Annotated in this window: 19 protein-coding genes, 1 tRNA gene and 2 riboswitches; of the genes, 14 read left to right on the top strand and 6 right to left on the bottom strand. The window is 63.8% G+C overall.

Annotated features, from left to right (window positions below; genetic code table 11):
- Positions 1-26 precede the first annotated feature (26 nt).
- The gene (locus BTHE68_RS12870) at positions 27-1,715 is read right to left on the bottom strand and encodes a thiamine pyrophosphate-binding protein (RefSeq protein ID WP_162066616.1); all 1,689 of its coding nucleotides are present in this window, start codon (positions 1,713-1,715) and stop codon (positions 27-29) included.
- A gap of 310 nt (positions 1,716-2,025) precedes the next feature.
- Here BTHE68_RS12870 and flhF point away from each other — a divergent pair, with 310 nt between their 5' ends.
- The 3 genes from flhF to BTHE68_RS12855 are packed head-to-tail and all read left to right on the top strand — an operon-like array spanning position 2,026 to position 5,473.
- Positions 2,026-3,813, top strand: a complete 1,788-nt coding sequence (gene flhF / locus BTHE68_RS12865; RefSeq protein WP_162066615.1) for a flagellar biosynthesis GTPase FlhF — start codon at positions 2,026-2,028, stop codon at positions 3,811-3,813.
- On the top strand, positions 3,806-4,723 hold the full coding sequence (locus BTHE68_RS12860) for a MinD/ParA family ATP-binding protein (protein ID WP_162066878.1): 918 nt from the start codon (positions 3,806-3,808) through the stop codon (positions 4,721-4,723). Before flhF ends, BTHE68_RS12860 begins: the two co-directional genes overlap by 8 nt.
- 18 nt (positions 4,724-4,741) lie before the next feature.
- Positions 4,742-5,473: an RNA polymerase sigma factor FliA gene (locus BTHE68_RS12855; protein WP_162066614.1), complete on the top strand. Its 732-nt coding sequence runs from the start codon at positions 4,742-4,744 to the stop codon at positions 5,471-5,473.
- Position 5,474: 1 nt separating this feature from the next.
- Here BTHE68_RS12855 and BTHE68_RS12850 read toward each other — a convergent pair whose 3' ends face one another.
- Positions 5,475-6,569: a GGDEF domain-containing protein gene (locus BTHE68_RS12850; protein WP_162066613.1), complete on the bottom strand. Its 1,095-nt coding sequence runs from the start codon at positions 6,567-6,569 to the stop codon at positions 5,475-5,477.
- Positions 6,570-6,772: 203 nt separating this feature from the next.
- On the opposite strand from BTHE68_RS12850, the gene BTHE68_RS12845 reads away from it, so the two are divergent.
- Entirely contained in the window at positions 6,773-7,768 is a 996-nt protein-coding gene (locus tag BTHE68_RS12845; protein ID WP_232077880.1) for a Rieske 2Fe-2S domain-containing protein, read from the top strand.
- 21 nt (positions 7,769-7,789) lie between these two features.
- Here BTHE68_RS12845 and BTHE68_RS12840 read toward each other — a convergent pair.
- Positions 7,790-7,865, bottom strand: a tRNA-Arg gene (locus BTHE68_RS12840).
- Between the two features lie 313 nt (positions 7,866-8,178).
- Here BTHE68_RS12840 and BTHE68_RS12835 point away from each other — a divergent pair.
- Positions 8,179-9,072 carry a c-type cytochrome gene (locus tag BTHE68_RS12835; protein WP_162066611.1) on the top strand — a complete coding sequence of 298 codons (894 nt, stop codon included), beginning with the start codon at positions 8,179-8,181 and terminating at the stop codon, positions 9,070-9,072.
- A 76-nt stretch (positions 9,073-9,148) separates the two neighbouring features.
- On the opposite strand, the gene BTHE68_RS12830 is transcribed toward BTHE68_RS12835, so the two are convergent.
- Positions 9,149-11,236, bottom strand: coding sequence for a UvrD-helicase domain-containing protein (locus BTHE68_RS12830; RefSeq protein ID WP_162066610.1), 2,088 nt, complete (start codon positions 11,234-11,236; stop codon positions 9,149-9,151).
- 161 nt (positions 11,237-11,397) lie between these two features.
- Here BTHE68_RS12830 and BTHE68_RS12825 point away from each other — a divergent pair, with 161 nt between their 5' ends.
- The 9 genes from BTHE68_RS12825 (at position 11,398) to BTHE68_RS12785 (ending at position 22,574) form a co-directional block, all read left to right on the top strand.
- Positions 11,398-12,438, top strand: a complete 1,041-nt coding sequence (locus BTHE68_RS12825; RefSeq protein WP_162066609.1) for an oxidoreductase — start codon at positions 11,398-11,400, stop codon at positions 12,436-12,438.
- 155 nt (positions 12,439-12,593) lie between these two features.
- Entirely contained in the window at positions 12,594-13,406 is an 813-nt protein-coding gene (locus BTHE68_RS12820) for a hypothetical protein (protein ID WP_162066608.1), read from the top strand.
- Positions 13,403-13,795 carry a hypothetical protein gene (locus tag BTHE68_RS12815; protein ID WP_162066607.1) on the top strand — a complete coding sequence of 131 codons (393 nt, stop codon included), beginning with the start codon at positions 13,403-13,405 and terminating at the stop codon, positions 13,793-13,795. Before BTHE68_RS12820 ends, BTHE68_RS12815 begins: the two co-directional genes overlap by 4 nt.
- Positions 13,796-13,900: 105 nt before the next feature.
- A riboswitch (glycine riboswitch) is annotated at positions 13,901-14,002 on the top strand.
- Positions 14,003-14,012: 10 nt separating this feature from the next.
- A riboswitch (glycine riboswitch) is annotated at positions 14,013-14,150 on the top strand.
- A gap of 117 nt (positions 14,151-14,267) precedes the next feature.
- Entirely contained in the window at positions 14,268-15,392 is a 1,125-nt protein-coding gene (gcvT, locus tag BTHE68_RS12810; RefSeq protein ID WP_162066606.1) for a glycine cleavage system aminomethyltransferase GcvT, read from the top strand.
- A gap of 62 nt (positions 15,393-15,454) precedes the next feature.
- Entirely contained in the window at positions 15,455-15,835 is a 381-nt protein-coding gene (gene gcvH, locus BTHE68_RS12805) for a glycine cleavage system protein GcvH (RefSeq protein ID WP_162066605.1), read from the top strand.
- Between the two features lie 54 nt (positions 15,836-15,889).
- Positions 15,890-18,820: an aminomethyl-transferring glycine dehydrogenase gene (gcvP, locus tag BTHE68_RS12800; protein WP_162066604.1), complete on the top strand. Its 2,931-nt coding sequence runs from the start codon at positions 15,890-15,892 to the stop codon at positions 18,818-18,820.
- 126 nt (positions 18,821-18,946) lie between these two features.
- A complete protein-coding gene (locus BTHE68_RS12795) occupies positions 18,947-20,050 on the top strand; it encodes an alginate lyase family protein (RefSeq protein ID WP_162066603.1) in 1,104 nt (367 codons plus the stop codon).
- 21 nt (positions 20,051-20,071) lie between these two features.
- Entirely contained in the window at positions 20,072-21,460 is a 1,389-nt protein-coding gene (locus BTHE68_RS12790) for an L-serine ammonia-lyase (protein ID WP_162066602.1), read from the top strand.
- 112 nt (positions 21,461-21,572) lie between these two features.
- On the top strand, positions 21,573-22,574 hold the full coding sequence (locus BTHE68_RS12785) for a DUF7946 domain-containing protein (RefSeq protein ID WP_162066601.1): 1,002 nt from the start codon (positions 21,573-21,575) through the stop codon (positions 22,572-22,574).
- Here the strand turns inward: BTHE68_RS12785 and flhA are convergent, their stop codons facing one another.
- Both flhA and flhB read right to left on the bottom strand, forming a co-directional pair.
- A complete protein-coding gene (gene flhA / locus BTHE68_RS12780) occupies positions 22,575-24,683 on the bottom strand; it encodes a flagellar biosynthesis protein FlhA (protein ID WP_162066600.1) in 2,109 nt (702 codons plus the stop codon).
- Positions 24,680-25,888, bottom strand: a complete 1,209-nt coding sequence (flhB, locus tag BTHE68_RS12775) for a flagellar biosynthesis protein FlhB (protein WP_162066599.1) — start codon at positions 25,886-25,888, stop codon at positions 24,680-24,682. Before flhB ends, flhA begins: the two co-directional genes overlap by 4 nt.
- Positions 25,889-25,908: the final 20 nt, after the last annotated feature.

Here is a 25,908-nt window from a genome sequence, read left to right as displayed (position 1 = left end):
CTGCAAGAAGATTGAAAGTTTGTCCCTTAGCGCTGGCCTTGCTGGCGAATTTGTTCGAGTGTCGCGCCCGGCGTGCTCTGATCCTGCGGGATGCGAATTTCGATCACTGCGGGCAAACCCGAACCGACCGCGCGTTCGAACGCGGGCATGAACTGATCGGTCGTCTCGACCAGCTCGCCGTGCGCCCCGAATGCGCGCGCATACGCGACGAAGTCGGGATTCGTTAGCCCCGTGCCATGCACGCGATGCGGATAGTGCCGCTCCTGATGCATCCGGATCGTGCCGAACTGCGCGTTGTTCACGACGATGAAAATCACCGCCAGCCGATACTGCATCGCCGTGGCGAGTTCGTGGCTCGACATCATGAAGCAGCCGTCGCCCGCGAACGCAATCACGGTGCGCTCCGGATAGAGCGACTTTGCGGCGATCGCGGCGGGCACGCCGTAGCCCATCGCACCGCTCGTCGGCGCGACCTGCGAACGGAAATGCCGATACGAATAGTGCCGATGCAGCCACGTCGCGTAATTGCCCGCGCCGTTGGTGAGGATCGAATCGGCGGGAATCGTCTCCGCGAGCTGACGCATGACGTCGCCGAGCTGAACATTGCCGAGCATCGGGCGCGGTGTGCGCCATTCCAGATACGCGGCGTGCGCGGCCTCGGCTTCGCCCTTCCACGCGACATCGGACGGCGCTTCCAGCGCGGCCAGCATCGACGCGATTTCCGGCATGCCCGAGACGATCGGCAGATCCGCGCTGTACACGCGCCCCAGTTCCTCCGCGCCCTGATGGACGTGGATGAGCGTCTGCTTCGTCTTCGGGATGTCGAGCAGCGTGTAGCCGCCCGTCGTCGATTCGCCCATGCGCGGGCCGAGCACGAAAAGCACGTCGGCGTCGCGCACGCGCGCGGCGAGCGCGGGGTTGATGCCGAGACCGACATCGCCCGCGTAGTTCGGATGCTCGTTGTTCAGCGTGTCCTGATAGCGGAACGCGCAGCCCACCGGCAATTGCCACTGTTCGACGAAGCGCGCGAAATCCTGCGTCGCCTGCGTGTTCCAGCCGCTGCCGCCCGCGATGACGAACGGCTTCTTCGCGTTCGCGAGCAACGCGCGCAGGCGTTCGATCTGCGCCGCCGAAGGCGACGCGGCCACGCGCTGATACGGCGGCGCGGGCGGCGCCGCGTCGACCGCTTCGGTCAGCATGTCTTCCGGTAGCGCGAGCACGACCGGACCCGGACGGCCCGAGGTCGCCGTGTGAAACGCGTGGCTCAGATATTCCGGCACGCGGCGCGGATCGTCGATCTGCGCGACCCATTTCGCCATCTGCCCGAACATGCGCCGGTAGTCGATCTCCTGAAACGCCTCGCGGTCCATGTGATCGCGCGCGCATTGGCCGATCAGCAGGATCATCGGCGTCGAATCCTGAAACGCGGTGTGCACGCCGATCGACGCGTGCGTCGCGCCCGGCCCGCGCGTCACGATCGCGATGCCCGGTTTGCCCGTCAGCTTGCCGACCGCCTCGGCCATGTTCGCCGCGCCCGCTTCGTGGCGGCAGACGATCGTCTGAATTTGCGAGGTTTCATCGTGCAGGGAATCGAGCACGGCCAGAAAGCTCTCGCCGGGCACGCAGAACACGCGCTCGACGCCGTGATGCACGAACGCATCGACGACGAGACGCGCGCCGGTGGTTCGACCTTCGGAAGGGACAGCAGACGCCATGCGAAGAAGTCTCCTTTGAATATCCGATGCGGCCGGAACGCGCGCCGGACGGTGAGCGAAATGCCCTAAAGCTTACGCCGTCGGGCAAGTGTTCGAACAGCGGCGAAGCGGAATCTTTTTCCGGCGCGCGCGAGCTTTCACGCCGGACGCCGTATTCCCATCAGCCGAAATACCCCTTTTTCTCACCCTTTATCCAGCGATGGGCAAAAGGCGAAGTTCGCAATAATGGCCTCACTGAAAAGCGGGCATCGCAATGAATCGAGTGAGCCCGCTGGCTAAAGATCGCAGTCTCACCTCATCGGGGGCAAGTTTGAACATTCGTAAATTCATCGGCGCGAACAGCCGCGACGCACTGCGCCAGGTTCGTGAAGCGCTCGGACCCGATGCCGTGGTGCTGTCCAATCGCACGCTGGATGATGGCTCCGTCGAGATCGTCGGCGTCGCGGACAGCGATATCGCGTCGATCTCGCCCGCCGCGAATGAGCAGGCCGTGCGCTCGTCGGGCACGTCGCGCGCCGCGCTGGCTGCTGCGGCGGCCGCGCTGCCGGCCAGGCAAGCCGCCGCGAATCCTTACGCGAGCGGCGACGTGTTTTCCTCGGTCTTCGGCGCGAACACCGACGCCGACGATGAAGACGCGCTCACGCACGAACAAGAAGCCGACGACGAAGCGCCGCGCACGATGGCCGATTCGAATCCCTGGCTGATCGAGCACGCGAAGCGGATCGCGCAGCAGGCGACGATGCCGTCGAACCGTCCGCTCTCGGCGTCCGCCGCCATTGCGCGTGGCATGGGCGTGCCGGTGCCGGTAGCGCGGCAGGAAACGCGCGCCGAAAAGACGCCGGAAACGGGCAAGTACGCATTGCGCCAGCAAGCGCCGGCGACTCGTGCGCCCGAAGTTCAGGCGCCGGTGCAATCGAAGGTCGAAACGCCCGACTGGGCGCGCGAAGCCGCGCAAGTCGCCGCGCGTCGCGCCGCGCAGAAGATCAACGCGAGCGCGCCGCACGCCGAAGCACCGGCCACGAACGCCGCGCCCGCCACGCCGGAAGGCGCTTTCGAAGGTTTGCCCGCGAACGCGGCTGCGGTCGTGACCGAAGCGATCCGCGCGCGCATGGAACAGGTGGTCAACGAAACAGTGATGAACGAGCTGTCGTCGATGCGCTCGATGATGGAAGAGCACTTCTCCGGCTTGCTCTGGGGCGAGCGCCAGCGTCGCAACGCGACGGGCGGCGCGCTGACCAAGCGTCTCTTCGCAGCAGGCTTTTCCGCGCAGCTCGTCCGCATGGTGGTCGACAACATGCCGGAGATGGAAAGCGTGGAAGGCGCGCTCGAATGGGTGCAGCAGGTGCTCGAAACGAATATTCCGGTGATGGACAGCGAAGACGCGCTGATGGAGCGCGGCGGCGTGTTCGCGCTGATGGGCCCGACGGGCGTCGGCAAGACGACGACCACCGCGAAGCTCGCGGCGCGCTGCGTGATGCGCTTCGGCGCGAGCAAGGTCGCGCTGCTCACGACCGACAGCTACCGGATCGGCGCGCACGAGCAACTGCGCATCTTCGGCAAGATTCTCGGCGTCTCGGTCCACGCGGTGAAAGACGCCGCCGACCTGCAGCTCGCGCTGTCCGAGCTGCGCAACAAACATATCGTGCTGATCGACACGATCGGCATGAGCCAGCGCGATCGCATGGTTTCGGACCAGATCGCGATGCTGTGCGGCGCGGGTCAACCGGTGCAGCGCATCCTGCTGCTCAACGCGACCAGCCACGGCGACACGCTCAACGAAGTCGTGCAGGCATACAAGAGCGCGCCGGATCAGCCGCCGCTCGCGGGCTGCATCCTCACCAAGCTGGACGAGGCGACCAATCTCGGCGGCGTGCTCGATACGGTGATCCGCTACAAGCTGCCCGTGCATTACGTATCGACCGGCCAGAAGGTGCCGGAGAACCTGTACGTCGCGACCAAGCGGTTTCTCATCAAGAGCGCGTTCTGCATTCCGCGCGACGGCTCGCCGTTCGTGCCGCACGACGAAGAAGTGCCGGCGCTGCTGTCCGCTTTGTCGGCGCGCGCCACGACCGAAATGCATGGGGTGCACTTTGGATAAGCTCGTGCTCGACCAGGCGGAAGGTCTGCGACGGCTCCTCACGCGTGCCGGTTCGCGCGTGGTGGCGGTCGCGGGCGGTCCGGCGGGCATCGGCTGCTCGTCGGCGGTGGTGAATCTCGGCGCGGCGCTGTCCGTGCATGGCAAGGACGTGCTCGTGATCGACGAGCATCGCGATTCGGCATCGGTGAGCCGCATGCTGGGCCTGTCCGACCGAGGCGCGCTCGCCGCGGCGATGTCCGGCCGCCGCGCGCTCGCGGATGTCGTCGAGCGCACGCCGTTCGGCTTCTCGCTGATCGCAGCACCGCGCGACGAGCGCATCAGCCACGATGCCGCCCAGTGCCGCGCATTGCTCGATGGTCCGGCGGACATCGTGCTGATCGATGCGCAACTGGACCGCCACGGCGCGCTGTCGAGCCTCGCGGCGCAGGCGCATGACTTTCTCATCGTGACGCGGGTGGCCGCGTCGGCGATCACCGAGGCGTATGCGTGCATGAAGCGTCTGCACTACGCCCATGCGATCGGCCAGTTCCGCGTGCTCATCAATCACGTGCAGAACCCGGCCGACGCGGCGGTCGCGTTCGACAACCTGTCGGGCGTCGCGAGCCGGTATCTGGCCGTGTCGCTCGTGCAGGCAGGGTATGTGTCCGAGGATGCGCGCGTCGCTCGGGCGAAGGATCTCTCACGCTGCGCAGTCGAAGCGTTCCCGGCCACGGCCGCGGCGCGCGACTACCGCGCGATAGCGGCGGAGCTCCTCCACTGGCCGATGCGCCCCGCGCCTTATATGCGCGCGGCGGACGGCCAGGCAGACGCGCGAATTCCGGTTGGCGACTCTGAACAGGGCGGGCGGGAGGCGACGCATCGTGCGGTTGCGCTTCACGACTTTGCAATGAGCAGCACGGCGTCGATGTGATCAAGATAGGTGACCAGGATGTATAACGCCCAAGGCAAACTCTCACAGTCCGACGTGCTGACGAAATATGCACCGCTCGTTCGCCGGCTGGGGCTTCAGCTCGTCGCCAAGATGCCGGCGAGCGTCGATCTCGACGATCTCATCCAGGCCGGCATGATCGGCCTGATGGACGCGGCGAGCCGCTACAAGGAAGATCAGGGCGCGCAATTCGAAACGTATGCGAGCCAGCGCATTCGCGGCGCGATGCTCGATGAGCTGCGTGCCAATGACTGGCTGCCGCGCAGCATGCGCAAGACCTCGCGCGAAGTGGAATCGGCGGTGCACAAGGTCGAGCAGAACCTCGGCCGCTCCGCGAGCGAGACGGAGATCGCGGAGCACATGAACTTGCCGCTTCCCGAGTATCAGTCGATGCTTCAGGATTTGCACGGCAGCCAGCTGATCTACTACGAAGACTTCGACCGCTCCGCCGACGACGAACCGTTCCTCGACCGCTACTGCGTCGACCGTTCGGACCCGTTGTCCGCGCTGCTCGACGACAGTCTGCGCGGTGCGCTGATCGAAGCGATCGACAAGCTGCCCGAGCGCGAGAAGCTCCTGATGAGCCTCTACTACGAACGCGGTCTGAACCTGCGCGAAATCGGCGCGGTGATGGAAGTGAGCGAGTCGCGCGTGTGCCAGTTGCACAGCCAGGCGGTCGCCCGTCTGCGCGTGAAGCTGCGCGAGCAGGCGTGGACGAGCGTCGAGGCCTGATTCAGTTCGTTTCGAAGTCCCGCGTCTCGGCGAAGACGGTTTTGCCTTCGCCGAGACTTTTGGCGCGGTACATCGCGCGGTCGGCGGCGCGCAGCACGGCGGTCATGCCGGACTGATGCGCGGCCGTCGCACAGGAAAGCAGACAAGCGCCGATGCTCGCCGACACCGACACCGGCCGCTCCTGCACCGACGTGAGCGCGTTCAGCACGGAGTGGATGCTGTCGGCCACTGCGAGCACGGCCGCCCGGTCGCGCACGTGATGCGCGAGCACGACGAACTCGTCGCCGCCCAGTCGCGCGATGGTGTCCGTCTTGCGCATGCGCTTTTCGAGCGATTGCGCGAACGATTGCAGCAGCATGTCGCCGACGGCGTGGCCGTAGGTGTCGTTGACTTCCTTGAAGCCATCGAGATCAATGAGCAGGAGCGCGGTGGCTTGATTGCCATCGGTTTCGCGTGCGTTCATCGCGCGATCGACGATATGTTCGAGCGCGTATCGGTTGGATAGACCTGTGAGCGGATCAGTCGATGCCTGACGCGCGAGATCGCGATTCGCGCTGCCGAGCCGGTCGACGAGCACGCTCAGATAAACCGATGCGCCCAGCACGCTCAGCCCTAGACCGATCGCGGCGGGCAGATTCGCGTGCCACCACGGCTGCCAGATTCCCAGCGCCACGACGATGACGAGCGCCGTCGTGCACGAAACGGCGAGCGTGCGCTTGCCGTAACGGCATCCCGAGCCGATCAGAAACCAGAAGATCACCCAGATGAGCGGCAGCGCGATGGCGCCGCCCGCGGCGAGCGCGAGCCCGAGAATCGATTGATCGGCGATGGTCGTGACGGTGAGACGCTTCTCCGAAGGAGACGCCATGCGGCTGACGATCAGCAGCGTAACCGCGCCGTAGGACACATAGAGTGCGACGATGCGTGCGACCAGCAATGCATCGTGCGACGGGCGGAGCCAGGTAAAAATGCCGTAGGCCAGAAGAACCGCCGCTCCCATCCAGACCCGCAGCGTGGCCTGCTCGCGTTCGGGATTCCGGTGCTCGGACCATGCGAAGGCATAAGCCCGGCGTGCCGGTTGATGCGCCTGCTCCATACTGAACCCCTGGGTGGTGATTTCTTGCTTTTATCTTGCTGTTATGACCTGCGGCCCCGTCGCATGGCATCGGTTGAGTGGAGTGGCATCGAGTTGCACCGAGCGAGCGATCCGCTATTTTGCAACGTTTTGCGAAGACGCTGTGTTTCGTGTAAGAACGGCTTTCGGACTTCTATTTCTGATTCACTGCGATGAGCGAAGGAATGCTTTCCCTGGCAGGCGAATGGCTGCCGATCTGCAATAGCGAGGACGTGCCCGACGGCGGCGCGCGCGGGTTCATCGTTGCCGATGAGCGCATCGTCGTGTGGCGCGACAGTATCGGCGCGGCGCATGTGTGGCGCGATTACTGTCCGCATCGCGGCGCGCAGTTGTCGCTCGGACACGTGATGCGCGATCAGATCGTGTGTCCGTATCACGGCTGGCGTTATGACATCGAAGGGCAGTGTTTGCGGATTCCATCGAATCCGTCGTTGCGTCCATCGAAGCGTGCGTGCGCGACGACCTTCGCCAGCGAAGAGAAGTATGGCGTCGTGTGGATGTGCTTCGGCGAGCCCGCGCATGCGCTCGATTTCTTTCCCGAAGCCGAGATCGCGGGCGGCCGGCGCATCAATCTTGCGCCGCAGACGGTGAGGTCATCGGCGCCGCGCGTGGTCGAGAACTTTCTGGATATGGCGCACTTCTCGTTCGTGCATGCCGGGATTCTGGGCGAAGAGGCGCATACGGAAGTGCCGGATTACGACGTCGTGCAGACTGCCGATGGAGGACTCGAAGCGCGGCAATGTCGATACTGGCAGCCCGCGGGCATTCCGGGACAAGGCGGCGGCGCGATGATCGACTATGTGTATCGCGTGAAGCGGCCGTTGATCGCGAGTCTCACGAAGATGGCGTCGGGCGGGCAGGGCGCGTTGCACATCATGCTGGCGGCGTCGCCGGTGACGCAGACGGAAACGCGCGCGTGGCTCGTTTCCATTCACGAGGATGATTCGACGCACAGCGACCAGGAGCTTTACGACTTCAATATGGAGATCCTGATGCAGGACACGCCGATCGTGGAGTCGCAATGGCCGCAGCGTCTGCCGCTCGATCTGGATGCGGAGTTGCATCAGCGATGTGATCGGATGGCGGTGGCTTACAGACGGTGGCTGGCGGGGATGGGGTTTGGATGGGGGACGGTGATCGCGGGAGCGGCCGCAGAATGATCGCGCGTCAGGGAGAAGATTTGGCGCGCCCGGCTGGGATCGAACCAGCAACCCCTGCCTTCGGAGGGCAGTACTCTATCCATTGAGCTACGGGCGCATCGGAGGGATGCCTTGCGAAGAAAGAAGCACACCGAAAGGCGGCTGCAAGGCCCATGCGAATCCGAGAGGATACCTGTTTTCCGTGACTTCGTCCATCGCATGGGGACGGACGCATCGCGCTAAACATCGCCGCAAGCATCACACGATTCGGGTAAACGCCCGCTCCACTGCGTCCGCCACCCCGCGCCGACAGTTAAGCGTTCCGTCTATAATCGACCGTGCCTTTCCCCAAGGCGCGCCCAAGCGCAATGCGGTAGCTGTCACGCTGTCACTGAACCGACTCACACCAAAAAACGGGAGACGAGACAAGCATGAGCGAAGCACCCCACGGAGCCCCGATCAAGACGCCCGGCCAACTCATCGCCGCGATCATCGCGGGATTCGGCATCCCGGTCGCCATCATCATCCTGCTCGCGGTGTACGTGAACAACTCGACGCGTGTCGGCGCGGGCACGGACATCGAGCAATCGGTGAAGGAACGCATCGCGCCCGCCGCGCAGGTCGATGTCCGCGACGCCAACGCGCCGCGCGTCTACAAATCCGGCGAGGAAGTCTTCAAGGCCGTGTGCTCGGCCTGTCACGCAACGGGCACGGCCGGCGCGCCCAAGTTTGGCGATGCTGGCGCGTGGGCGGCGCGCATCGGCGAAGGTTACGACACGCTCCTGCACAACGCGCTCAACGGCAAAGGCGCCATGCCCGCGCGCGGCGGCACCAATCCCGACGATTACAGCGACTTCGAAATCGCGCGCGCGGTCGTCTACATGGCGAACGGCAGCGGCGGCAAACTGGCGGAGCCGGCTCAACCCGCTTCGGGCGCGGCGGCAAGCGCGAGCGCGCCGGGTGCGGCAGCGGCCCCGGCAGGCGCGAGCGCCAACGAGAACGCTCAAGCGGCTGCGGCCGTCGCAGCGCTGGCGTCCGTACCGCAGGCGGCGGCGCCGGCAGCGGGCGCCCAAAGCGCCGATGCCGCACAGGCCGGCAAGGCGCTCTACGAGCAAGTCTGCCAGGCCTGTCACGCAGCCGGCGTGCTCAACGCGCCGAAGTTCGGCGACAAGGCCGCATGGGCGCCCCGCCTCAAGGAACCGATGGACACCGTCTACAACTACGCGCTGCACGGCAAGGGCGCGATGCCGCCGAAGGGCGGATCGAACGCGCCGGATGCGGACGTGAAGGCCGCCGTCGATTACATGGTGAACGCGGCCAAGTAACGTTTTCGCCGGGCCACAAAGAAAAACCCTGCGTTTCATGGCGCAGGGTTTTTTTATTTGAAGCACGAAAAAGGCATCAGCTCTTCTGCAACATCGCCTTGAGCATCGCCATGCGGTCCTTCGGCGAAAGCGGCTTTTCCTCGGCCGTCGGCGGCGGCGCGTCGTCGAGCAGCATCTCCGGGATGAAACGCGACGGCTCGCACACCACCGTCTCCCGCGCGCGCTTTCGTTTCTTGCACCAGTTCAGATGCAGGCTGCGCTGCGCGCGCGTGATCGCGACATACATCAGCCGCCGCTCTTCCTCGATGCGCGCATCGTCGACGGGCGCGTCATCGTCCGAGCCGCCGCGATGCGGCATGATGCCTTCCTCGACGCCCACCAGAAATACGTGCGGATACTCCAGCCCCTTCGACGCATGCACCGTCGACAGCCGCACCGCATCCGGATCTTCGTCCTTGCCTTCGAGCATCGACATCAGCGCGACAGTCTGGATCAGGCCGAGCAGGTTCTTGCCTTCATCGGCGAAACCGTCGGCGGTGTCGTAGCCGGTCTGCTCTGTTCCGGGCGCGGCTTCCGGCTTCGTGCCCTTGCGCTTGAGCCATTCGAGAAATTCGAGCACGTTCTGCCATTTCGATTGCGCCTGGCGTTCGTCGTACGCGTCGTAGAGATACGCCTCGTAGTGGATGGCTTCCATCATGTCGTCGAGCACTTCGGTCGCGGGATCGCGCGCCGCGCGGTCCGACAGACGACGAATCCACTCGCAGAACGTGCGCAGCGGCTCGACCTGCCGCGCCGAAAGCCGCGCCTCGATGCCGCCCATGAACACCGCCTCGAACAGCGACACCTTCGCCGCGCCCGCGAACGCGCCGAGCGCTTCGAGCGTCGTGTTGCCGACGCCCCGCCGCGGCGTCGTGATCGCGCGGATGAACGCGGGATCGTCGTCGGGATTTGCGATCAGACGCAGATACGCGATGAGGTCCTTGATCTCGGCCTTGTCGAAGAACGACTGCCCGCCCGACAGCACGTAGGGAATCCGCTCGCGTCTCAAGACCTGTTCGAAGATGCGCGCCTGAAAGTTGCCGCGATAGAGAATCGCGTAGTCGCGAAACTGCGTGCGCCGCTCGAACTTGTGCGCCGACAGCCGGAACACGACGGATTCGGCCTCGTGCTCTTCGTCGTTGCAGCCGGTGACGGTGATCGTGTCGCCCATGCCGTGCTCGGACCACAGCTTCTTCTCGAACAGCTTCGGATTGTTCGCGATGACGTTGTTCGCCGCCGTCAGAATCCGCACCGTCGAGCGATAGTTCTGCTCCAGCTTGACCACGTGCAGCTTCGGAAAATCCTTGCCGAGCTGCGCGAGGTTTTCGAGCGTCGCGCCGCGCCAGCCGTAGATGGCCTGATCGTCGTCGCCGACCGCCGTGAACGCGGCGCGCGGGCCGGCGAGCTGCTTCAGCAATTCATACTGACAGGCGTTGGTGTCCTGATATTCGTCGATCAGCAAATAGCGCAGGCGGTTCTGCCACTTGTCGCGTACCTGCTCGTTCTGCGCGAAAAGCTGCGCGGGGCGCAGGATCAGATCGTCGAAATCGAGCGCCTGATACGCGTGCAGCGTCGCCGCATAGCTGCGAAAGACGATCGCGGCCTGATGCTCGTCCTCGTTGCTCGCGAGCACGGCGGCCTGATCGGGCGAGACCATCGCGTTTTTCCACAGCGAGATCGTCGACTGCACTTTGCGGATCAGCCCCTTGTCCGTCGTGCCGAGCTGTTCCTGAACCATGCCGAAGCAATCGTCCGAATCCATGATCGAGAACTGCGGCTTCAGTCCGACGTGCTCCGCTTCCTGGCGCATGATCTGTACGCCGAGCGAGTGAAAGGTGCAGATCGTCAACTGATTGACGGGAATCTTGCGGCCTTCCTTGCCGGGCGTCGTGAGCGTCTTGCCTTCGAGCAGCTTCGCGGTGCGTTCGCGCATTTCGAGCGCGGCCTTGTTCGTGAAGGTGAGCGCGGCGATGTGCTTCGGCTCGAAGCCGCGTCCTTCGATCAGATGCGCGATCTTCTGCGTGATCACGCGCGTCTTGCCGCTGCCGGCGCCGGCGAGCACGAGACAGGGACCGTCGAGATAGCGCACGGCTTCGCTTTGCGCGGCGTTCAGACCTGCGGACATCGTTCTGGGCTTCTGGAATTTGAGGCGCGCGGCAAGCGCCGGCGCGTGGAAGAGTGCGCGATGTTAACACGATAGAAAGCGGCCGGTTCCGGCCCTCGTTCCGCGCCGGATGGGCATCGTGACACAATATCGAACTGATTCCACGACAGGACGATGCCCGCATGAACACAGCACTCAAAGTCGGCGTAATGGGTTACGGCCTCGCCGGGGCGACGTTTCACGCGCCCGTCATCGAGCACTGCGGCCGGGCGGAAGTCACGGCCATCGCGACGAGCCAGGCAGAGCGCGCACAGGCTGATTATCCGAACGCGCAGATCGTCGCGGATTTCGACGCGCTGCTCGCCGTCGACGGGCTCGAATGCGTCGTCGTCGCGACGCCGAACGACACGCACTTCGATCTCGCGCACCGCGCGCTGTCGGCGGGCAAGCACGTGGTCGTCGACAAACCCGTCACGCTGTCCGCGCGCGACGCCCGCACGCTCGCCGATCTCGCGCAGCAAAAAGGCCTCGTGTTCGCGCCGTTTCATAATCGCCGCTGGGATGGCGATTTCATGACGGTGCGCGCGCTCATCGAGAGCGGGCGGCTCGGGCGCATCACGCATTACGAATCGCATTTCGACCGTTTTCGCCCGAAAGTGCCGCAGCGCTGGCGCGAGGAAGCGGAGCGCGGCGGCGGCCTGTTGTTCGATCTGGGGCCGCATCTGATCGATCAGGCGCTGACGCTGTTCGGCGCGCCGCAGACAGTGACGGCGTTCGTGAAGGTGCACCGGGATCACGCGCACGCGCCGGATTACGTGCATCTCGTGCTCGGTTACGACGACAAGGAAGTGATCCTGCACGCCAGCGCGCTCGCGGCGCTGGAGCCGCCGCGGTTCGCGATCCACGGGACGCGCGGCAGCTATGTGAAGAACGGACTCGACACGCAGGAAGATCAGTTGCGCGCGGGCATGCGGCCGGGGAATCAGGAGTTTGCGAAGAATCCGCCGGGCGTGCTGCGCGAAGTCGATGGCGATCTCGATCTGCGTCACGAATTCGCCACGAAGGATGGCGCGTATGTCGAGTTCTATCGGGCGCTGGCGGCTTCGATTCAGGAGGGCAAGCCGTTTCCGGTTTCGCCGCAGGACGCGGTCGATACGATGACCATCATCGAACTGGCGATTCGGAGTGAGAGGGAAGGAAGGCGGGTGGCGTTCCAGCACTGACTAGCGCGTGGAATTGCGGCTACTCAAATGCTTGCCGTATCCATTTATTTAGTGCGCATTGGCAGTGGTTATTCCTTATTTTTATTAACTTAATCCGCCAGTTCGATGGCGCTGCTAGTATCCGGATCAACTGACTTTTATTCGGAGACAGGTCATTGAATCTACCGAAACCCGCGTCGCTGGATTGGCTAGATCAATTGATCGAGCTCGTGGTCACAGCGCAGAACAATGATTTGCTCGTGAAGCGGATCGAGCGAGACACCCGCGCGCTTTTAGAGAAGCGCGCGGAACGACCAGAGATGTGCTGGCTTCTTCTTGCTTTCACCGCATTCCTGCAAGGCGAACGAGACGAATGCATCAGATGCGCGGAGGCGGCCTGTGCGTTGGCGAATCACGAAACTATGATCTTGGGCAATGTTTCGTCGCTCTTCGGGAACATGGGTGATGCCCGACGGGCGGCATCTTATGCAGATCGGCTCGCAGCGGTGTCCTCTGGAAATCCGAGGTTCGCCATCCATGCCGCTCGAGTGTTGTGCGCAGCCCTGCATCTCGAAGCAGCCGCGCAGATCATGCACTCACGAGGCGTCCGGCACGCGCTCGATGAGCATGATTCGATTCTGGGAGAAGACGAATTTCTGCGAGATATAGATAACGCAGTGGACCTGTTCCAAACCGCCGGAGTCGACGCCGATCTACGCGTGGCGTTGCTGGAGTCGGCGGTTTTGGCTGTCCGCTCGAAAGGATGCGCAATCAGGCAAGTCATGCCCATCCTGTATCCTGAAGACGACACCATGAGGTATGAACTCTATGCGCAAGCACCTGCTCGCCGATGTGCCGAATTGAGCTTCGCGATTGCAGAAGCCCTCGTCGAGAAATTTGACGACGCTTACCCTGAGTTGATTACCTTCTCGTGCCGTCCGCTCACCTCATACAGGCCAGCGAATACCTTTGCGGAGAGCCTTGCGTGAGTATCGACGTGAGCGACCTGTTAAGCCTGGCGCAGAAACTATCAGAAGGGAAGAGTGAGTGTGAATGGAGAGCGGGCGCGTCGCGTGCGTATTACGCTGCTTACCATCGGGCGCTGGAAATTGCGGACCGCCATTTACCGTCGTGTCGAGACAAGGCCGGTGTTCATGTGCAGCTTGAGAGGCGGCTAGTCGATGCCGGAAAGAAAGGCGGCGAACTCGCGTACATGCTGCGTGAATTGAAGAAAGTAAGAACGCAAGCCGATTATCGACTGGCCATCGCGTTCGAGCAGCCTGACGCATCTGATTTTGTTGCGACATGTCAACTTTTCTTGCCCATGGCGGACTTGCTCGACGCGCATCTGGAGCGCACGGAAACGGCTACATCTTGACCGCTTAGCCCGGGTCAGTCAGGAGCCAGCCGCCACCAGCGGCCCCCCGTCCATCGGACCCGCCCGAATCCGTTTGACAACCCCAATTCGGTCGCGTAAATTCTGCCGCACGCGTCGGGAGAGCGCGTGGTTTTCGTATGCATCGAGAACCGCGCCGCCGAAGGGGCACACCCGCAAACTCTCAGGCAAAAGGACCGACGGCGTCGAGGAACGAAGTTCCTCGCACTCTGGAGAGCGGCAGCGGTTTCATCGAAAACGATGAGCAGGCTGCCCACCGAAGGGGCGCGCGATGAACCGCGGCACGACCGTGCACGGTTCGCGCAATCTCTCAGGTACCGAGGACAGAGGGGTCACGCATCGCAATCGCTCAGCGGCATGAGCCTTGCGCGCTGCTTCCGGCAGCACGAAAGGTCCATCTGCAAAGCGAAATGTGCGCTGCGTGGCCTTTTTTGTCTGGCGAACCGAGGCCCCGATGACTTCTCTTCAACACACGCCCCTGCACGCTGCACACCTCGCGCTCAATGCGCGCATGGTCGATTTCGGCGGCTGGGACATGCCCGTCAACTACGGTTCGCAGATCGACGAGCATCGCGCCGTACGCACCGACGCCGGCATGTTCGACGTGTCGCACATGCGCGTCGTCGATTTCGAGGGCGAAGCCGTCCGCGATTTCTTCAGGTACGCGATCGCCAATAACGTCGACAAACTCACGACGCCCGGCAAGGCGCTCTATTCGTGTCTGCTCGACGGCAACGGCGGCGTGATCGACGACCTGATCGTCTACTACTTCTCCGAAACGCGCTTTCGCGTCGTCGTGAATGCGGGGACGGCGGAGAAGGACATCGCCTGGTTCGGGCAGCTGAACGCCGAAGGCGAATTCAATCTTTCCATCACGCCGCGCCGCGATCTCGCGATCATCGCCGTGCAAGGCCCGAATGCGCGCGAAAAGGCCTGGCAAGTGCTGCCGGATACGCGCGCTCAAACTCAGGACATCAAGCCGTTCAACGCCGTCGTGTTTCCATCGACGCAATACGGCGAGCTGATGCTCGCGCGCACCGGCTACACCGGCGAGGACGGTTTCGAGATCGTCGCCCCGGCGACGCATGTCGAAGCGCTGTGGAACGCGCTTGCCGCCGCCGGCGTGAAGCCGGCCGGTCTCGGCGCGCGCGACACGCTGCGTCTCGAAGCCGGCATGAATCTGTACGGCCAGGACATGGACGAGAAGGTTTCACCGCTCGACGCCGGGCTTGCGTGGACCGTCGATCTGAAAACGGAGCGCGATTTCGTCGGCCGCAGCGCGCTGGAGGCGCACGGTTCGAAGGCGAACTTCGTCGGGCTCGTGCTGATCAAGGAAAACGGCAAGGCGGGCGGCGTGCTGCGCGCACATCAGAAAGTCGTCACGCAACACGGCGACGGCGAAATCACGAGCGGCACCTTTTCGCCGTCGATGCAGGAGTCGATCGCGTTCGCGCGCGTGCCGACGGCCGTTGCCGCCGGGGACACGGTGCAGGTCGTCATCCGCGACAAGCAACTGCCCGCGCGCGTGGTAAAACTTCCGTTCGTGCGCAACGGCAAGGTTTTGGTCGACCTCTCCTGACGCCGTCGCGCTCGTTTTCTCCGATCAAGAACCTCACGAAAGAACCACGCAAGGAGCATTCAATGAGCATCCCGGCCGATCTGAAATACACCGAATCGCACGAATGGGTCCGCACCGAATCCGATGGCACGCTGACCATCGGCATCACCGATCACGCGCAGGAAGCGCTCGGTGACATCGTGTTCGTCGAACTGCCCGCGGTGGGCAAGACCGTCGCGGCGGGCGATGCCATCGCCGTGATCGAATCGGTGAAGGCCGCATCCGACATTTACGCGCCGGTCTCGGGCGAGATCGTCGCCGCCAACGACTCGCTCAGCGCGACGCCCGACCAGGTGAACGGCGCGCCGTACGAAAGCTGGCTCTTCAAGATCAAGCCGGCCGGCGACGCCGGTCTCGACAAGCTGCTCGACGCCGAAGGCTACGGCAAGTCGATCGGCGAATAACCCATCTCAATGACGATGGCGGCTCGGGCAACGAGCCGCATCGCAGGAATTCACATGAAGCTCGAACACCCGGATCGCCTGATGAACCGCACCTCCCTGTCACTCGCCGCGCTCGAATGCCACGACGCATTCGCCGAGCGGCACATCGGCCCCGATGACGCGGACCAGCGCGCCATGCTCGACGCGCTCGGTTTCGCGTCACGCGCGGCCTTCATCGACGCGGTGATTCCTGAATCGATCCGCCGCAAGGAAACGCTGCCGCTCGGCGCGTTCACGCAGCCCAAGAGCGAGGCGGAAGCGCTCGCGGCACTGCGCAAGCTGGCGGACGAGAATCTGGTGTTTCGAACTTATATCGGCCAGGGCTACTACGGCACGCACACGCCGGCGGTGATCCTGCGCAACGTGCTCGAAAATCCGGCGTGGTACACGGCGTACACGCCGTACCAGCCGGAAATTTCGCAAGGGCGTCTGGAAGCGCTGCTGAATTTCCAGCAGATGGTGATGGACCTGACGGGCCTTGCGATGGCGAACGCCTCGCTGCTCGACGAAGCCACCGCCGCCGCCGAAGCGATGACGCTGCTGCAACGCGTCGGCAAGCCGAAATCGAACGTGTTCTATGTCGCCGATGACGTGCTGCCGCAGACCATCGAAGTGGTGAAGACGCGCGCGAAGCCCGCGGGCATCGAAGTCAAGGTCGGCCCGGCCGCCGACGCCGCGAGCGCGAACGCGTTCGGCGTGCTGCTGCAGTATCCGGGCGCGAACGGCGATGTGCGCGACTATCGCGCGCTGGCCGAAGCGATTCACGCTGCGGGCGGCCATGTCGTCGCGGCGGCGGATCTGCTCGCGCTGACGCTCATCACGCCGCCGGGCGAATGGGGCGCGGATGTCGCTATCGGCAATACGCAGCGGTTCGGCGTGCCGGTCGGCTTCGGCGGCCCGCACGCGGCATACATGGCCGTGCGCGATGAATTCAAGCGCCAGATGCCGGGGCGTCTCGTCGGCGTGACCGTCGATGCGCAAGGCAACTCGGCGCTGCGTCTCGCGCTGCAAACGCGCGAACAGCATATTCGCCGCGAAAAGGCGACGTCGAACGTGTGCACGGCGCAGGCGCTGCTCGCGATCATGGCGAGCATGTACGCGGTGTATCACGGCCCGCGCGGTCTGAAGACGATCGCACTGCGCGTGAACCGCGTGGCATCGATCTTCGCAGCGGGCGTGAAGAAGCTCGGCTATACGATCGCCAACGACACGTTCTTCGACACGGTCACGATCGACAGCGGCGCGAACACGACCGGGCTGCATCAGGCTGCATACGCCGCGCATGTCAATCTGCGCCACGTGAGCGCAACGCAAGTGGGCGTATCGCTCGATGAAACCACCACGCGCGACGACCTGCTCAAGCTCTTCGCGCTGTTCGCGGAAGTCGCGGGCAAGACCGAAACGTTCGATATCGACGCGCTCGATCAGGCCGCGTCCGATTCGCTGCCCGCCGAACTGCACCGTACGAGCGAATACCTGACGCATCCGGTCTTCAATCGCCATCATTCCGAACACGAAATGCTGCGCTACCTGCGCAGCCTCGCCGACAAGGACCTCGCGCTCGATCGCACGATGATCCCGCTCGGCTCCTGCACGATGAAGCTCAACGCAACGTCCGAAATGCTGCCGGTGACGTGGCCCGAGTTCGCGCAGATTCACCCGTTCGCGCCCGCCGAGCAGACGGCCGGCTATCGCACGATGATCGATCAGCTCGAACAGATGCTCGTCGCGTGCACCGGTTACGCGGCGGTGTCGCTGCAGCCGAATGCCGGTTCGCAAGGCGAATACGCGGGCCTGCTCATCATCCACGCGTATCACGAGTCGCGCGGCGAAGGGCATCGCAATGTGTGTCTGATTCCGGCGTCCGCGCACGGCACCAATCCGGCGTCGGCGCAGATGGCGGGCATGCAGGTCGTCGTCGTCGCGTGCGATGCGAACGGCAACGTCGATATCGACGATCTGAAGGCGAAGGCGGAGAAGCATTCGGCGAATCTCGCGGCGATCATGATCACGTATCCCTCGACGCACGGCGTGTTCGAGCGCAATGTCCGCGAGATCTGCGACATCGTGCATTCGCACGGCGGCCAGGTGTATGTCGACGGTGCGAACATGAACGCGATGGTCGGCCTGTGCGCGCCCGGCCAGTTCGGCGGCGACGTGTCGCACCTGAATCTGCACAAGACGTTCTGCATTCCGCACGGCGGCGGCGGACCGGGTGTCGGTCCGGTCGCGGTCGGCGCGCATCTGGCGAAGTTCCTGCCGAATCAGGCGTCCACCGGTTACAAGCGCGATGAGGCGGGCATTGGCGCGGTGTCGTCCGCGCCTTATGGCTCGGCCGCGATCCTGCCGATCTCGTGGATGTACATTGCGATGATGGGCGCGCAAGGTCTCACCGCCGCGACCGAAAGCGCGATTCTCGCCGCGAACTATGTCGCGAAGCGTCTCGCGCCGCACTATCCGGTGCTGTACAGCGGTGCGGGCGGACTCGTAGCGCACGAGTGCATTCTCGATGTGCGGCCGATCAAGGAATCGAGCGGTATCTCGGTGGAAGACGTCGCGAAACGCCTGATCGACTACGGTTTCCACGCCCCGACGATGAGCTTCCCCGTGCCCGGCACGCTGATGGTCGAGCCGACGGAGTCGGAATCGAAGGAAGAGCTCGACCGCTTCATCGACGCGATGATCGCGATCCGCGAGGAAATCCGCGCGGTCGAAGAAGGCCGCGCCGATCGCGAGGACAACGTGCTGAAGCATGCGCCGCACACGGCGGCGGTGGTCACGTCGGATGCGTGGGCGCACACGTACACGCGCGAATCAGCAGCGTATCCGTTGAAGTCGCTGGTGACGCGCAAGTACTGGTCGCCGGTCGGCCGCGCGGACAACGCGTATGGCGACCGCAACCTGATGTGCTCGTGCGTGCCGGTATCGGAATACGCGGACGAGTAAGGTATCGCGCAGGACCTGAGAGAGAGCACCGCCCGAAAGCGTAAAGCATTGTCGGGCGGTTTTGCGGCGCGTTCCAGAACAGCTAACATCTCACCCCGGACCAAAAAGCCAAAACAGGGAGTACACATGGCGTTCAAGGTGCGAGAGGTGAAAGGGACGAACCGCGTGCGTGCGGCGCGAGCGATGCTCGGCGCGATGCTGATCGCGGCATCGTCCGCGCAGGCCGCGATGAATTTTTGCGCCGCGCCCGCGATGCAGACGAGCGAGCGCACCAACGCCGATCCCGGCGTGAAGGCGCTCGTGAAAATGGTGCAATCGCATGTGAGCGATCAGCCGAAGCCGCGCGCGAAGCTGCACACCGAGGGCACGCTGCCGCACGAAGGCATTTACGACGAAAGCATCGAAGCGGAAAAAGACCTCGGCCTGATGCGCGATGCCGCGCTCGCGTGGCGCGCGACCGGCGACGAGCGTTATCTGCGGCTCGTCGACCGCTTCCTGCTCGCGTGGACGACGACTTATCAGCCGAGCTTCAACCCGATCGACGAGACGAACTTCGAATCGCTGATTCTCGCGTACGACCTCACGGCGAGCGCCTTGCCGGTCAAGACGCGCAACGCGGCGAACGCGTTCATCACGAAGATGGTGACCGGTTATATCGCCGATATGGACAAGCAGCCGCGGCCGCTCACGGGCAATTACCGGAACAACTGGCAAAGTCATCGCGTGAAGCTGGTGGCGATGGGCGCGTTCACGATCGACGACCGCAAGCTCATCAACGCGGCGCAGCGGCTGTTCGTCGAGCATATCGGCGACAACATCGCGCCGGATGGATCGACCGTCGATTTCGCCGAGCGCGATGCGCTGCGCTATGTCACCTACGATCTTCAGCCGCTCGTGACAGCGGCCCTCTCCGCGCGGCGGCACAACCGCAACTGGCTGCCGGAGCGCGCGCAGTCGGGCGCGACGCTCGCCGAAGCGCTCAACTGGCTCACGCCGTACGCGCTCGGCACGAAGACGCACGATGAGTTCGTGAAATCGTCCGTACCATTCGACGCCAAGCGGCGCGAAGCCGGATTGCCGGGTTTCTCGGGACAGTGGGATCCGAAGAACGCGGCTGAACTCTTTCATCTCGCGGCACGTCTTGACGGCCGCTACACGCCGGTCGCGTTGCGGCTCGCACCGGCGCCGCCAGCCTGGCTCGCGGTGTGTCTGCCGGTGCCGGCGCGATAACTCTTACAGGCAGGAGCAGTCATGGCAGTCAGCGTATTCGACCTCTTCAAGATCGGCATCGGCCCTTCGAGTTCGCACACCGTCGGACCGATGCGCGCCGCGCTTATGTTCGCGCAAGGGCTCGAGCGGGACGGGCTGCTGGACTCGACGGCATCGGTGAAGTGCGAGCTCTACGGCTCGCTCGGCGCGACGGGCAAAGGCCACGGCACCGACCGCGGCGTGATGCTCGGCCTGATGGGCGATGCGCCCGATACCGTGGATGCGTCGAGCATCGTCGCGCGGCTGGACGCCGTGCGCGCGTCGAAGACGCTCGCGCTGCTCGGCACGCGCAAGATTCCGTTCACGATCAAGGAGAACATCGCGTTCTATCGGCAGGCGTTGCCGGAGCATCCGAACGGCATGAAGCTTCACGCGTTCGATGCGAACGGCGCGTTGCTGCGCGAGGCGACGTATCTGTCGGTTGGCGGCGGGTTCGTCGTCACGGCGGGCGCGGCGAACACGGCGGTGCTGACGGCGCACGAGCATTTGCCGTATCCGTTCCTGACCGGCGACGAGCTCATGAAGATGTGCACGGAATCGGGCAAGTCGATCGCGCAACTGATGTGGGAAAACGAGCGCGTGTGGCGCAGCGAGGACGAAATCCGCAGCGGCCTGCTGCGTATCTGGGACGTGATGCAGGATTGCGTCGCGCGCGGGTGCGGTATCGGCAATCCGGCGGCGGAAGGGCACTTGCCGGGGCCGTTCCAGGTGAAGCGGCGCGCGCCGCAGTTGTACCGGGCGCTGACGGGCAAGCCGGAGCAGGCGCTGCGCGATCCTTTGTCGATGATCGACTGGATCAATCTCTACGCAATCGCGGTGAACGAGGAGAACGCAATCGGCGGACGTGTCGTCACGGCGCCGACCAATGGCGCGGCGGGCATCATTCCGGCGGTGCTGCACTATTACGATCGCTTCGTGCCGGGGTCGAACACGCAGGGCGTTATCGACTTTCTGCTGACGGCGGCGGCGATCGGCATTCTGTACAAGATGAACGCTTCCATCTCAGGTGCTGAAGTCGGCTGTCAGGGCGAAGTCGGCGTCGCGTGTTCGATGGCGGCGGGCGCGCTGGCCGCGGTGCTCGGCGGAACACCGGCGCAGGTCGAGAATGCCGCGGAAATCGGCATGGAGCATAACCTCGGGCTGACGTGCGATCCGGTCGGCGGGATGGTGCAGATTCCGTGCATAGAGCGCAACGCGATGGGTTCGGTCAAAGCCGTCAATGCCGCGCGCATGGCGATGCGGGGCGATGGCTCTCACTATGTATCGCTGGATTCGGTGATCAAGACCATGAGAGAGACCGGCGCGGATATGAAGACCAAATATAAGGAAACGTCGCGCGGCGGGCTGGCGGTGAATATCGTGGAGTGTTGAGGCTTCGTGGCTTGCGTCGGATCGAGATTCGGCGCAAGTCGTCCGTTCGGCAGATTTCTGAACGCACCCACTTTGCTTAGCATGACGATATGAATGTCATGCGGAGCGAACAATGCTGCAAGCTGTCAATACGAATTCCGAAGTCTGCCTCTGCGTTCTCAGCGTGCGATACGAAGGCAACGATGCCGCATCGCATGAGATAGATCTGAATCAGCTGGGTGTATCGATTCAGGGCTTCGCTTCTGTCTTTGCGCTATGCGCGAACACGCTCGCAACGGGTAGACTCACCCTTCAACTTGATGCACTCGATGTTCGTGTGGTTTCGCTTCCCGTCGCCGAACATCGTTGCTTCGAAGTCCTCGCGATGGTGAAAAGCATGGCGACCAGCAGGGACCTGTGGTCTGGTGCATTCGGGGCTGTGCTCGCTGTCGTTGTTCAGTATGTACTTTCTCGACGCGATCAAGATCAGATGAGATTTTCAGATAAAGCGCTGCAATTTGCGCAGGACGGGATGCAATTTGCGGAGGACCGGATGCGACTTGTGCAGGACCAGACGAGGCATATGAACGAAGCGATGCAGACTATGCAGGCTACTATGCAGAGCCAGGCGAAGTCGATGAACGAAGCGCTGCAGCAGTCCCAGCAAAACAATCAACAGAACTTCGAAACACTGAAAGCACTCGCCGACAAGCTCGCCGACGCCCTACGCCCCGCCGCACGCCAGGCACTGTCCCCGATCGACCACTCCTGCCAACGCATCGACCTCTACGCCGAAGGCAAGCAGTTCATGACACTGGACTCCGATCACAAGCGCGCCTTCTCGCAAAATTCCGGCACGGTCACGGAGCACCTCGAACCCTACGTCGGCGTCATCTCGCAATTCGACATGACCACAGGCGCATGCAGACTCACGCTGGAAGGCGCAACCTCGCGCATCCCGGCCATCGTGGTCGACCCGGTTTTCGATCGCCCGAACAACCGCTACGTGAAAGCGATGACCTCAGCCGACCCGATCCGCTTTCTCGCGAAGGCGGAACTGGACGACGAGGGTAATCCCATTCGGCTCTACATCTCCGACACATCGAAGCCGGAGTTGAACGAGGCGTCGGCGTAATCAAGCGCCAATCAGATTCACCACCTTCACATTTCGCGTATCCGGCACTTCCGCATAAGACAGCACCTTCAACTGCGGCAGGCTTCTGCGGAGAAAGCGAGCCAGCATCGCACGCAGCGAGTGCTGCACGAGCAGCACCGGCGGCAAGCCCAGATTCTGCTGACGCATGATCGCGTTCTGCGTCGAGTTCATCAGCGTCTGCGCGAGCCCCGGTTCCAGCCCCGGATTCGCCCCCGTCGACAACGCCTGCGACAGCACGCGCTCCAGCGTCGGATCAAGTCCCATCACCTGCAAATCGTCCGCGCCCGGATACCACTGCTGCGTGATCGCGCGCCCCAGCGCCAGTCGTACCGCCGCCGTGAGGTCGTGCGGATCGGAGGTGCGCGGCGCGTGTTCCTGCAACGCGTCGAGAATCGTACGCATGTCGCGGATCGGCACGCTTTCGTCGAGCAGGTTCTGCAACACCTTTTGCAGCGTCGTGAGCGACAGCACCTTCGGCACCAGATCGTCCGTGAGCGACGGCGTGTCCTTGCCGATGCGCTCCAGCAGCGCCTGCACTTCCTGACGCCCGAGCAACTCGGCCGCATGCGTCACGACGAGATGATTCAAATGCGTCGCGACGACCGTGCTCGCATCGACGACGGTGTAGCCGTACACCTGCGCCTGTTCGCGCAGATTCGTGTCGATCCACACTGCCGGCAGCCCGAACGCCGGGTCCTGCGTCTGCGCGCCCGGCAGCGCGGCCGACACCTGTCCCGGATTGATCGCGAGCCACTGGCCCGGGAACGCTTCGCCGACGCCCACTTCCACGCCCTTCAGCGCGATCCGGTAGCCGTTCGGCCGAAGTTCGAGATTGTCGCGAATGTGAATGACCGGCGGCAGAAAGCCGATTTCCTGCGCGAACTTCTTGCGAATGCCCTTGATGCGCTTGAGCAGTTCGCCGTCGCTGTTGCGATCGACGAGCGGAATCAGCCGATAGCCCACTTCCAGCCCGAGCGGATCGATGAGCGACACATCTTCCCAGCTCGCCTCCGCATTTTCCGCCGATGCAGCCGCCGCGCTCGCCGCGAGCGGCGTGACATCGGTGACGGCGCTGGCCTTCTTCTTCGCTTCGGCGCGCTTGTTCATCGTGCGCGCGGCGTAGATCAGGCCGCCGCCGAGCAGCATGAACGCGAAATGCGGCATGCCCGGAATCAGACCCATGATGCCGATGATCACGCCCGTGATCATCAGCACGCGCGGATTCTGGAACAACTGGCCCGTCAGCTGCGTGCCGATGTCTTCCTCGGTCGCGACGCGCGACACGATCACGCCCGCCGCCGTCGAAATGATGAGCGACGGAATCTGCGCGACGAGGCCGTCGCCGATGGTCAGCAGTGTGTAGTTGGTCGCCGCGTGCCCGAAGTCCATGTCGTGCTGGAGCATGCCGACGATCAGCCCGCCCACCACGTTGATCACCATGATCAGCAGGCCCGCGATCGCATCGCCGCGCACGAATTTGCTGGCGCCGTCCATCGAGCCGTAGAACTCGGCTTCCTGCGCCACGGCCTGACGGCGCTTCTTCGCGGTTTCCTCGTTGATGAGGCCGGCGTTCAGATCGGCGTCGATGGCCATCTGCTTGCCGGGCATCGCGTCGAGCGTGAAGCGCGCGCCCACTTCGGCGATCCGCCCCGCGCCCTTCGTGATCACCATGAAGTTGATGATCATCAGAATCACGAACACGACGATACCGACCGCGAAATTCCCGCCGACGAGAAAATGCCCGAACGATTCGATCACCTGACCCGCCGCATCCGGGCCGGTGTGGCCTTCGAGCAGCACGATACGCGTCGACGCCACGTTCAGCGACAGCCGCAGCAACGTCGAGAACAGCAGCACGCTCGGGAACGCCGCGAAGTCGAGCGGCTTTTGCGTGTACATGCTGACGAGCAACACCATCACCGACAGCGCGATGTTGAAGGTGAACAGCAAGTCCAGCAAAAATGCGGGCAAGGGCAGAATCATCATGCCCAAGATCATGCAGATCAGGATCGGGCCGGCGAGGGCTCGCAAGTTCTGCGTGCCCAGCGCGTCGGGCCGTTTGGCGAAAAATCCAGCGCGCGCGTTCATGCTGCGGCTCCCTTGTCAGTGTTGTCGCCGGTCAGGGCCTCGGAGGCTTCCTGTTCGGCGTCGGCGTCGGATACGCCGCCCTTGTCCAGTTCCTTCGGCACGTCGAGATCGGACGGTTCGTCCGGCTTCGTGCCGCCATCTTCCTTGTAGCGCTTGAGCTGGTAGACCCACGCCAGCACCTGCGCGACCGCGCCATACAGCGCGCCCGGAATCTCGCGGTTGATCTCGACGTTGTGATACAGCGCGCGCGCCAGCGGCGGCGCTTCGAGCAGCGGCACGTTGTGCTCGCGGCCCAGTTCGCGAATGCGTCCCGCGACCAGATTCACGCCCTTCGCGACGACCTTCGGCGCGCGCATCTGGCCATCGGTGTATTTCAGCGCGACGGCGAAGTGCGTCGGGTTCGTGACGATCACATCGGCGGTCGGAATCGCCTGCATCATCCGGCGACGCGCGGCCGCGCGCTGCTGCGAGCGGATCTTGCCCTTGATGTGCGGATCGCCTTCGTTTTCCTTGTGCTCACGCTTCACTTCTTCCTTGCTCATGCGCAGCTTCTTCGCGTGCGAGTAAAGCTGATACGGCACGTCGACGGCCGCGACCAGAAACAACCCGCCGATCGCCATGCCGCAGCACACGAAGATCAGATGCATCGCGTCGGCGAGCGCCAGCGTGAGCGGTTTCGTCAGCAGACCGAGCACTTCGGCCTTGCGGCTCCAGATCGCCGAGCCCGCCATGCCGCCGACGACCATCGTCTTCAGCATCGACATGCCGAGCTGAACCGGGCCTTGCGCCGAAAAAATCTTGCCGAGACCACTGATCGGATTCAGACGCCCGAAGTTCGGCGCGAGCGGCTTCGTCGTGATGAGCCAGCCGCCCAGCGCCATCGGCGCGGCGAGCGCGGCGAAACCGGAGAGCAGGAGAACCGGCAGCACCGCGAACATCCCTTCCTTGCCCGCGTTCGCCGCGCCGATCATCATCTGGCGCGTGTCGAGCACGGTCGCGTGGTCGAAGGTGAACGCGCCGCGCAGGATCGACTGCAAATGCTGGCTGATCGGCCCCGACAAACCCCACACGCCGAAAAATCCCGCCGCCAGCAGCGCGAATGACGCGAGTTCCCGCGAACGCGCAACCTGGCCTTCCTCCCGCGCCTTTTCCAGGCGCTTGGGAGTGGCTGATTCGGTTTTTTCGAGATCGCTTTCTTCTGCCACCGGGCCTTACTCCGTTGCTT

Source organism: Burkholderia sp. THE68 (assembly GCF_009938265.1).
GTDB lineage: Bacteria > Pseudomonadota > Gammaproteobacteria > Burkholderiales > Burkholderiaceae > Caballeronia.
This window is presented reverse-complemented; position numbering and strand designations above follow the sequence as displayed.

What these genes read in the sequence shown, in the direction of transcription:
- BTHE68_RS12870 (WP_162066616.1), bottom strand. Translation starts at nt 1,715, where the DNA reads ATGGCGTCTGCTGTCCCTTCCGAAGGTCGAACCACCGGCGCGCGTCTC.
- BTHE68_RS12855 (WP_162066614.1), top strand. Translation starts at nt 4,742, where the DNA reads ATGTATAACGCCCAAGGCAAACTCTCACAGTCCGACGTGCTGACGAAA.
- BTHE68_RS12850 (WP_162066613.1), bottom strand. Translation starts at nt 6,569, where the DNA reads ATGGAGCAGGCGCATCAACCGGCACGCCGGGCTTATGCCTTCGCATGG.
- BTHE68_RS12845 (WP_232077880.1), top strand. Translation starts at nt 6,773, where the DNA reads ATGCTTTCCCTGGCAGGCGAATGGCTGCCGATCTGCAATAGCGAGGAC.
- BTHE68_RS12835 (WP_162066611.1), top strand. Translation starts at nt 8,179, where the DNA reads ATGAGCGAAGCACCCCACGGAGCCCCGATCAAGACGCCCGGCCAACTC.
- BTHE68_RS12830 (WP_162066610.1), bottom strand. Translation starts at nt 11,236, where the DNA reads ATGTCCGCAGGTCTGAACGCCGCGCAAAGCGAAGCCGTGCGCTATCTC.
- BTHE68_RS12825 (WP_162066609.1), top strand. Translation starts at nt 11,398, where the DNA reads ATGAACACAGCACTCAAAGTCGGCGTAATGGGTTACGGCCTCGCCGGG.
- gcvT (WP_162066606.1), top strand. Translation starts at nt 14,268, where the DNA reads ATGACTTCTCTTCAACACACGCCCCTGCACGCTGCACACCTCGCGCTC.
- gcvH (WP_162066605.1), top strand. Translation starts at nt 15,455, where the DNA reads ATGAGCATCCCGGCCGATCTGAAATACACCGAATCGCACGAATGGGTC.
- gcvP (WP_162066604.1), top strand. Translation starts at nt 15,890, where the DNA reads ATGAAGCTCGAACACCCGGATCGCCTGATGAACCGCACCTCCCTGTCA.
- BTHE68_RS12795 (WP_162066603.1), top strand. Translation starts at nt 18,947, where the DNA reads ATGGCGTTCAAGGTGCGAGAGGTGAAAGGGACGAACCGCGTGCGTGCG.
- BTHE68_RS12790 (WP_162066602.1), top strand. Translation starts at nt 20,072, where the DNA reads ATGGCAGTCAGCGTATTCGACCTCTTCAAGATCGGCATCGGCCCTTCG.
- BTHE68_RS12785 (WP_162066601.1), top strand. Translation starts at nt 21,573, where the DNA reads ATGCTGCAAGCTGTCAATACGAATTCCGAAGTCTGCCTCTGCGTTCTC.
- flhA (WP_162066600.1), bottom strand. Translation starts at nt 24,683, where the DNA reads ATGAACGCGCGCGCTGGATTTTTCGCCAAACGGCCCGACGCGCTGGGC.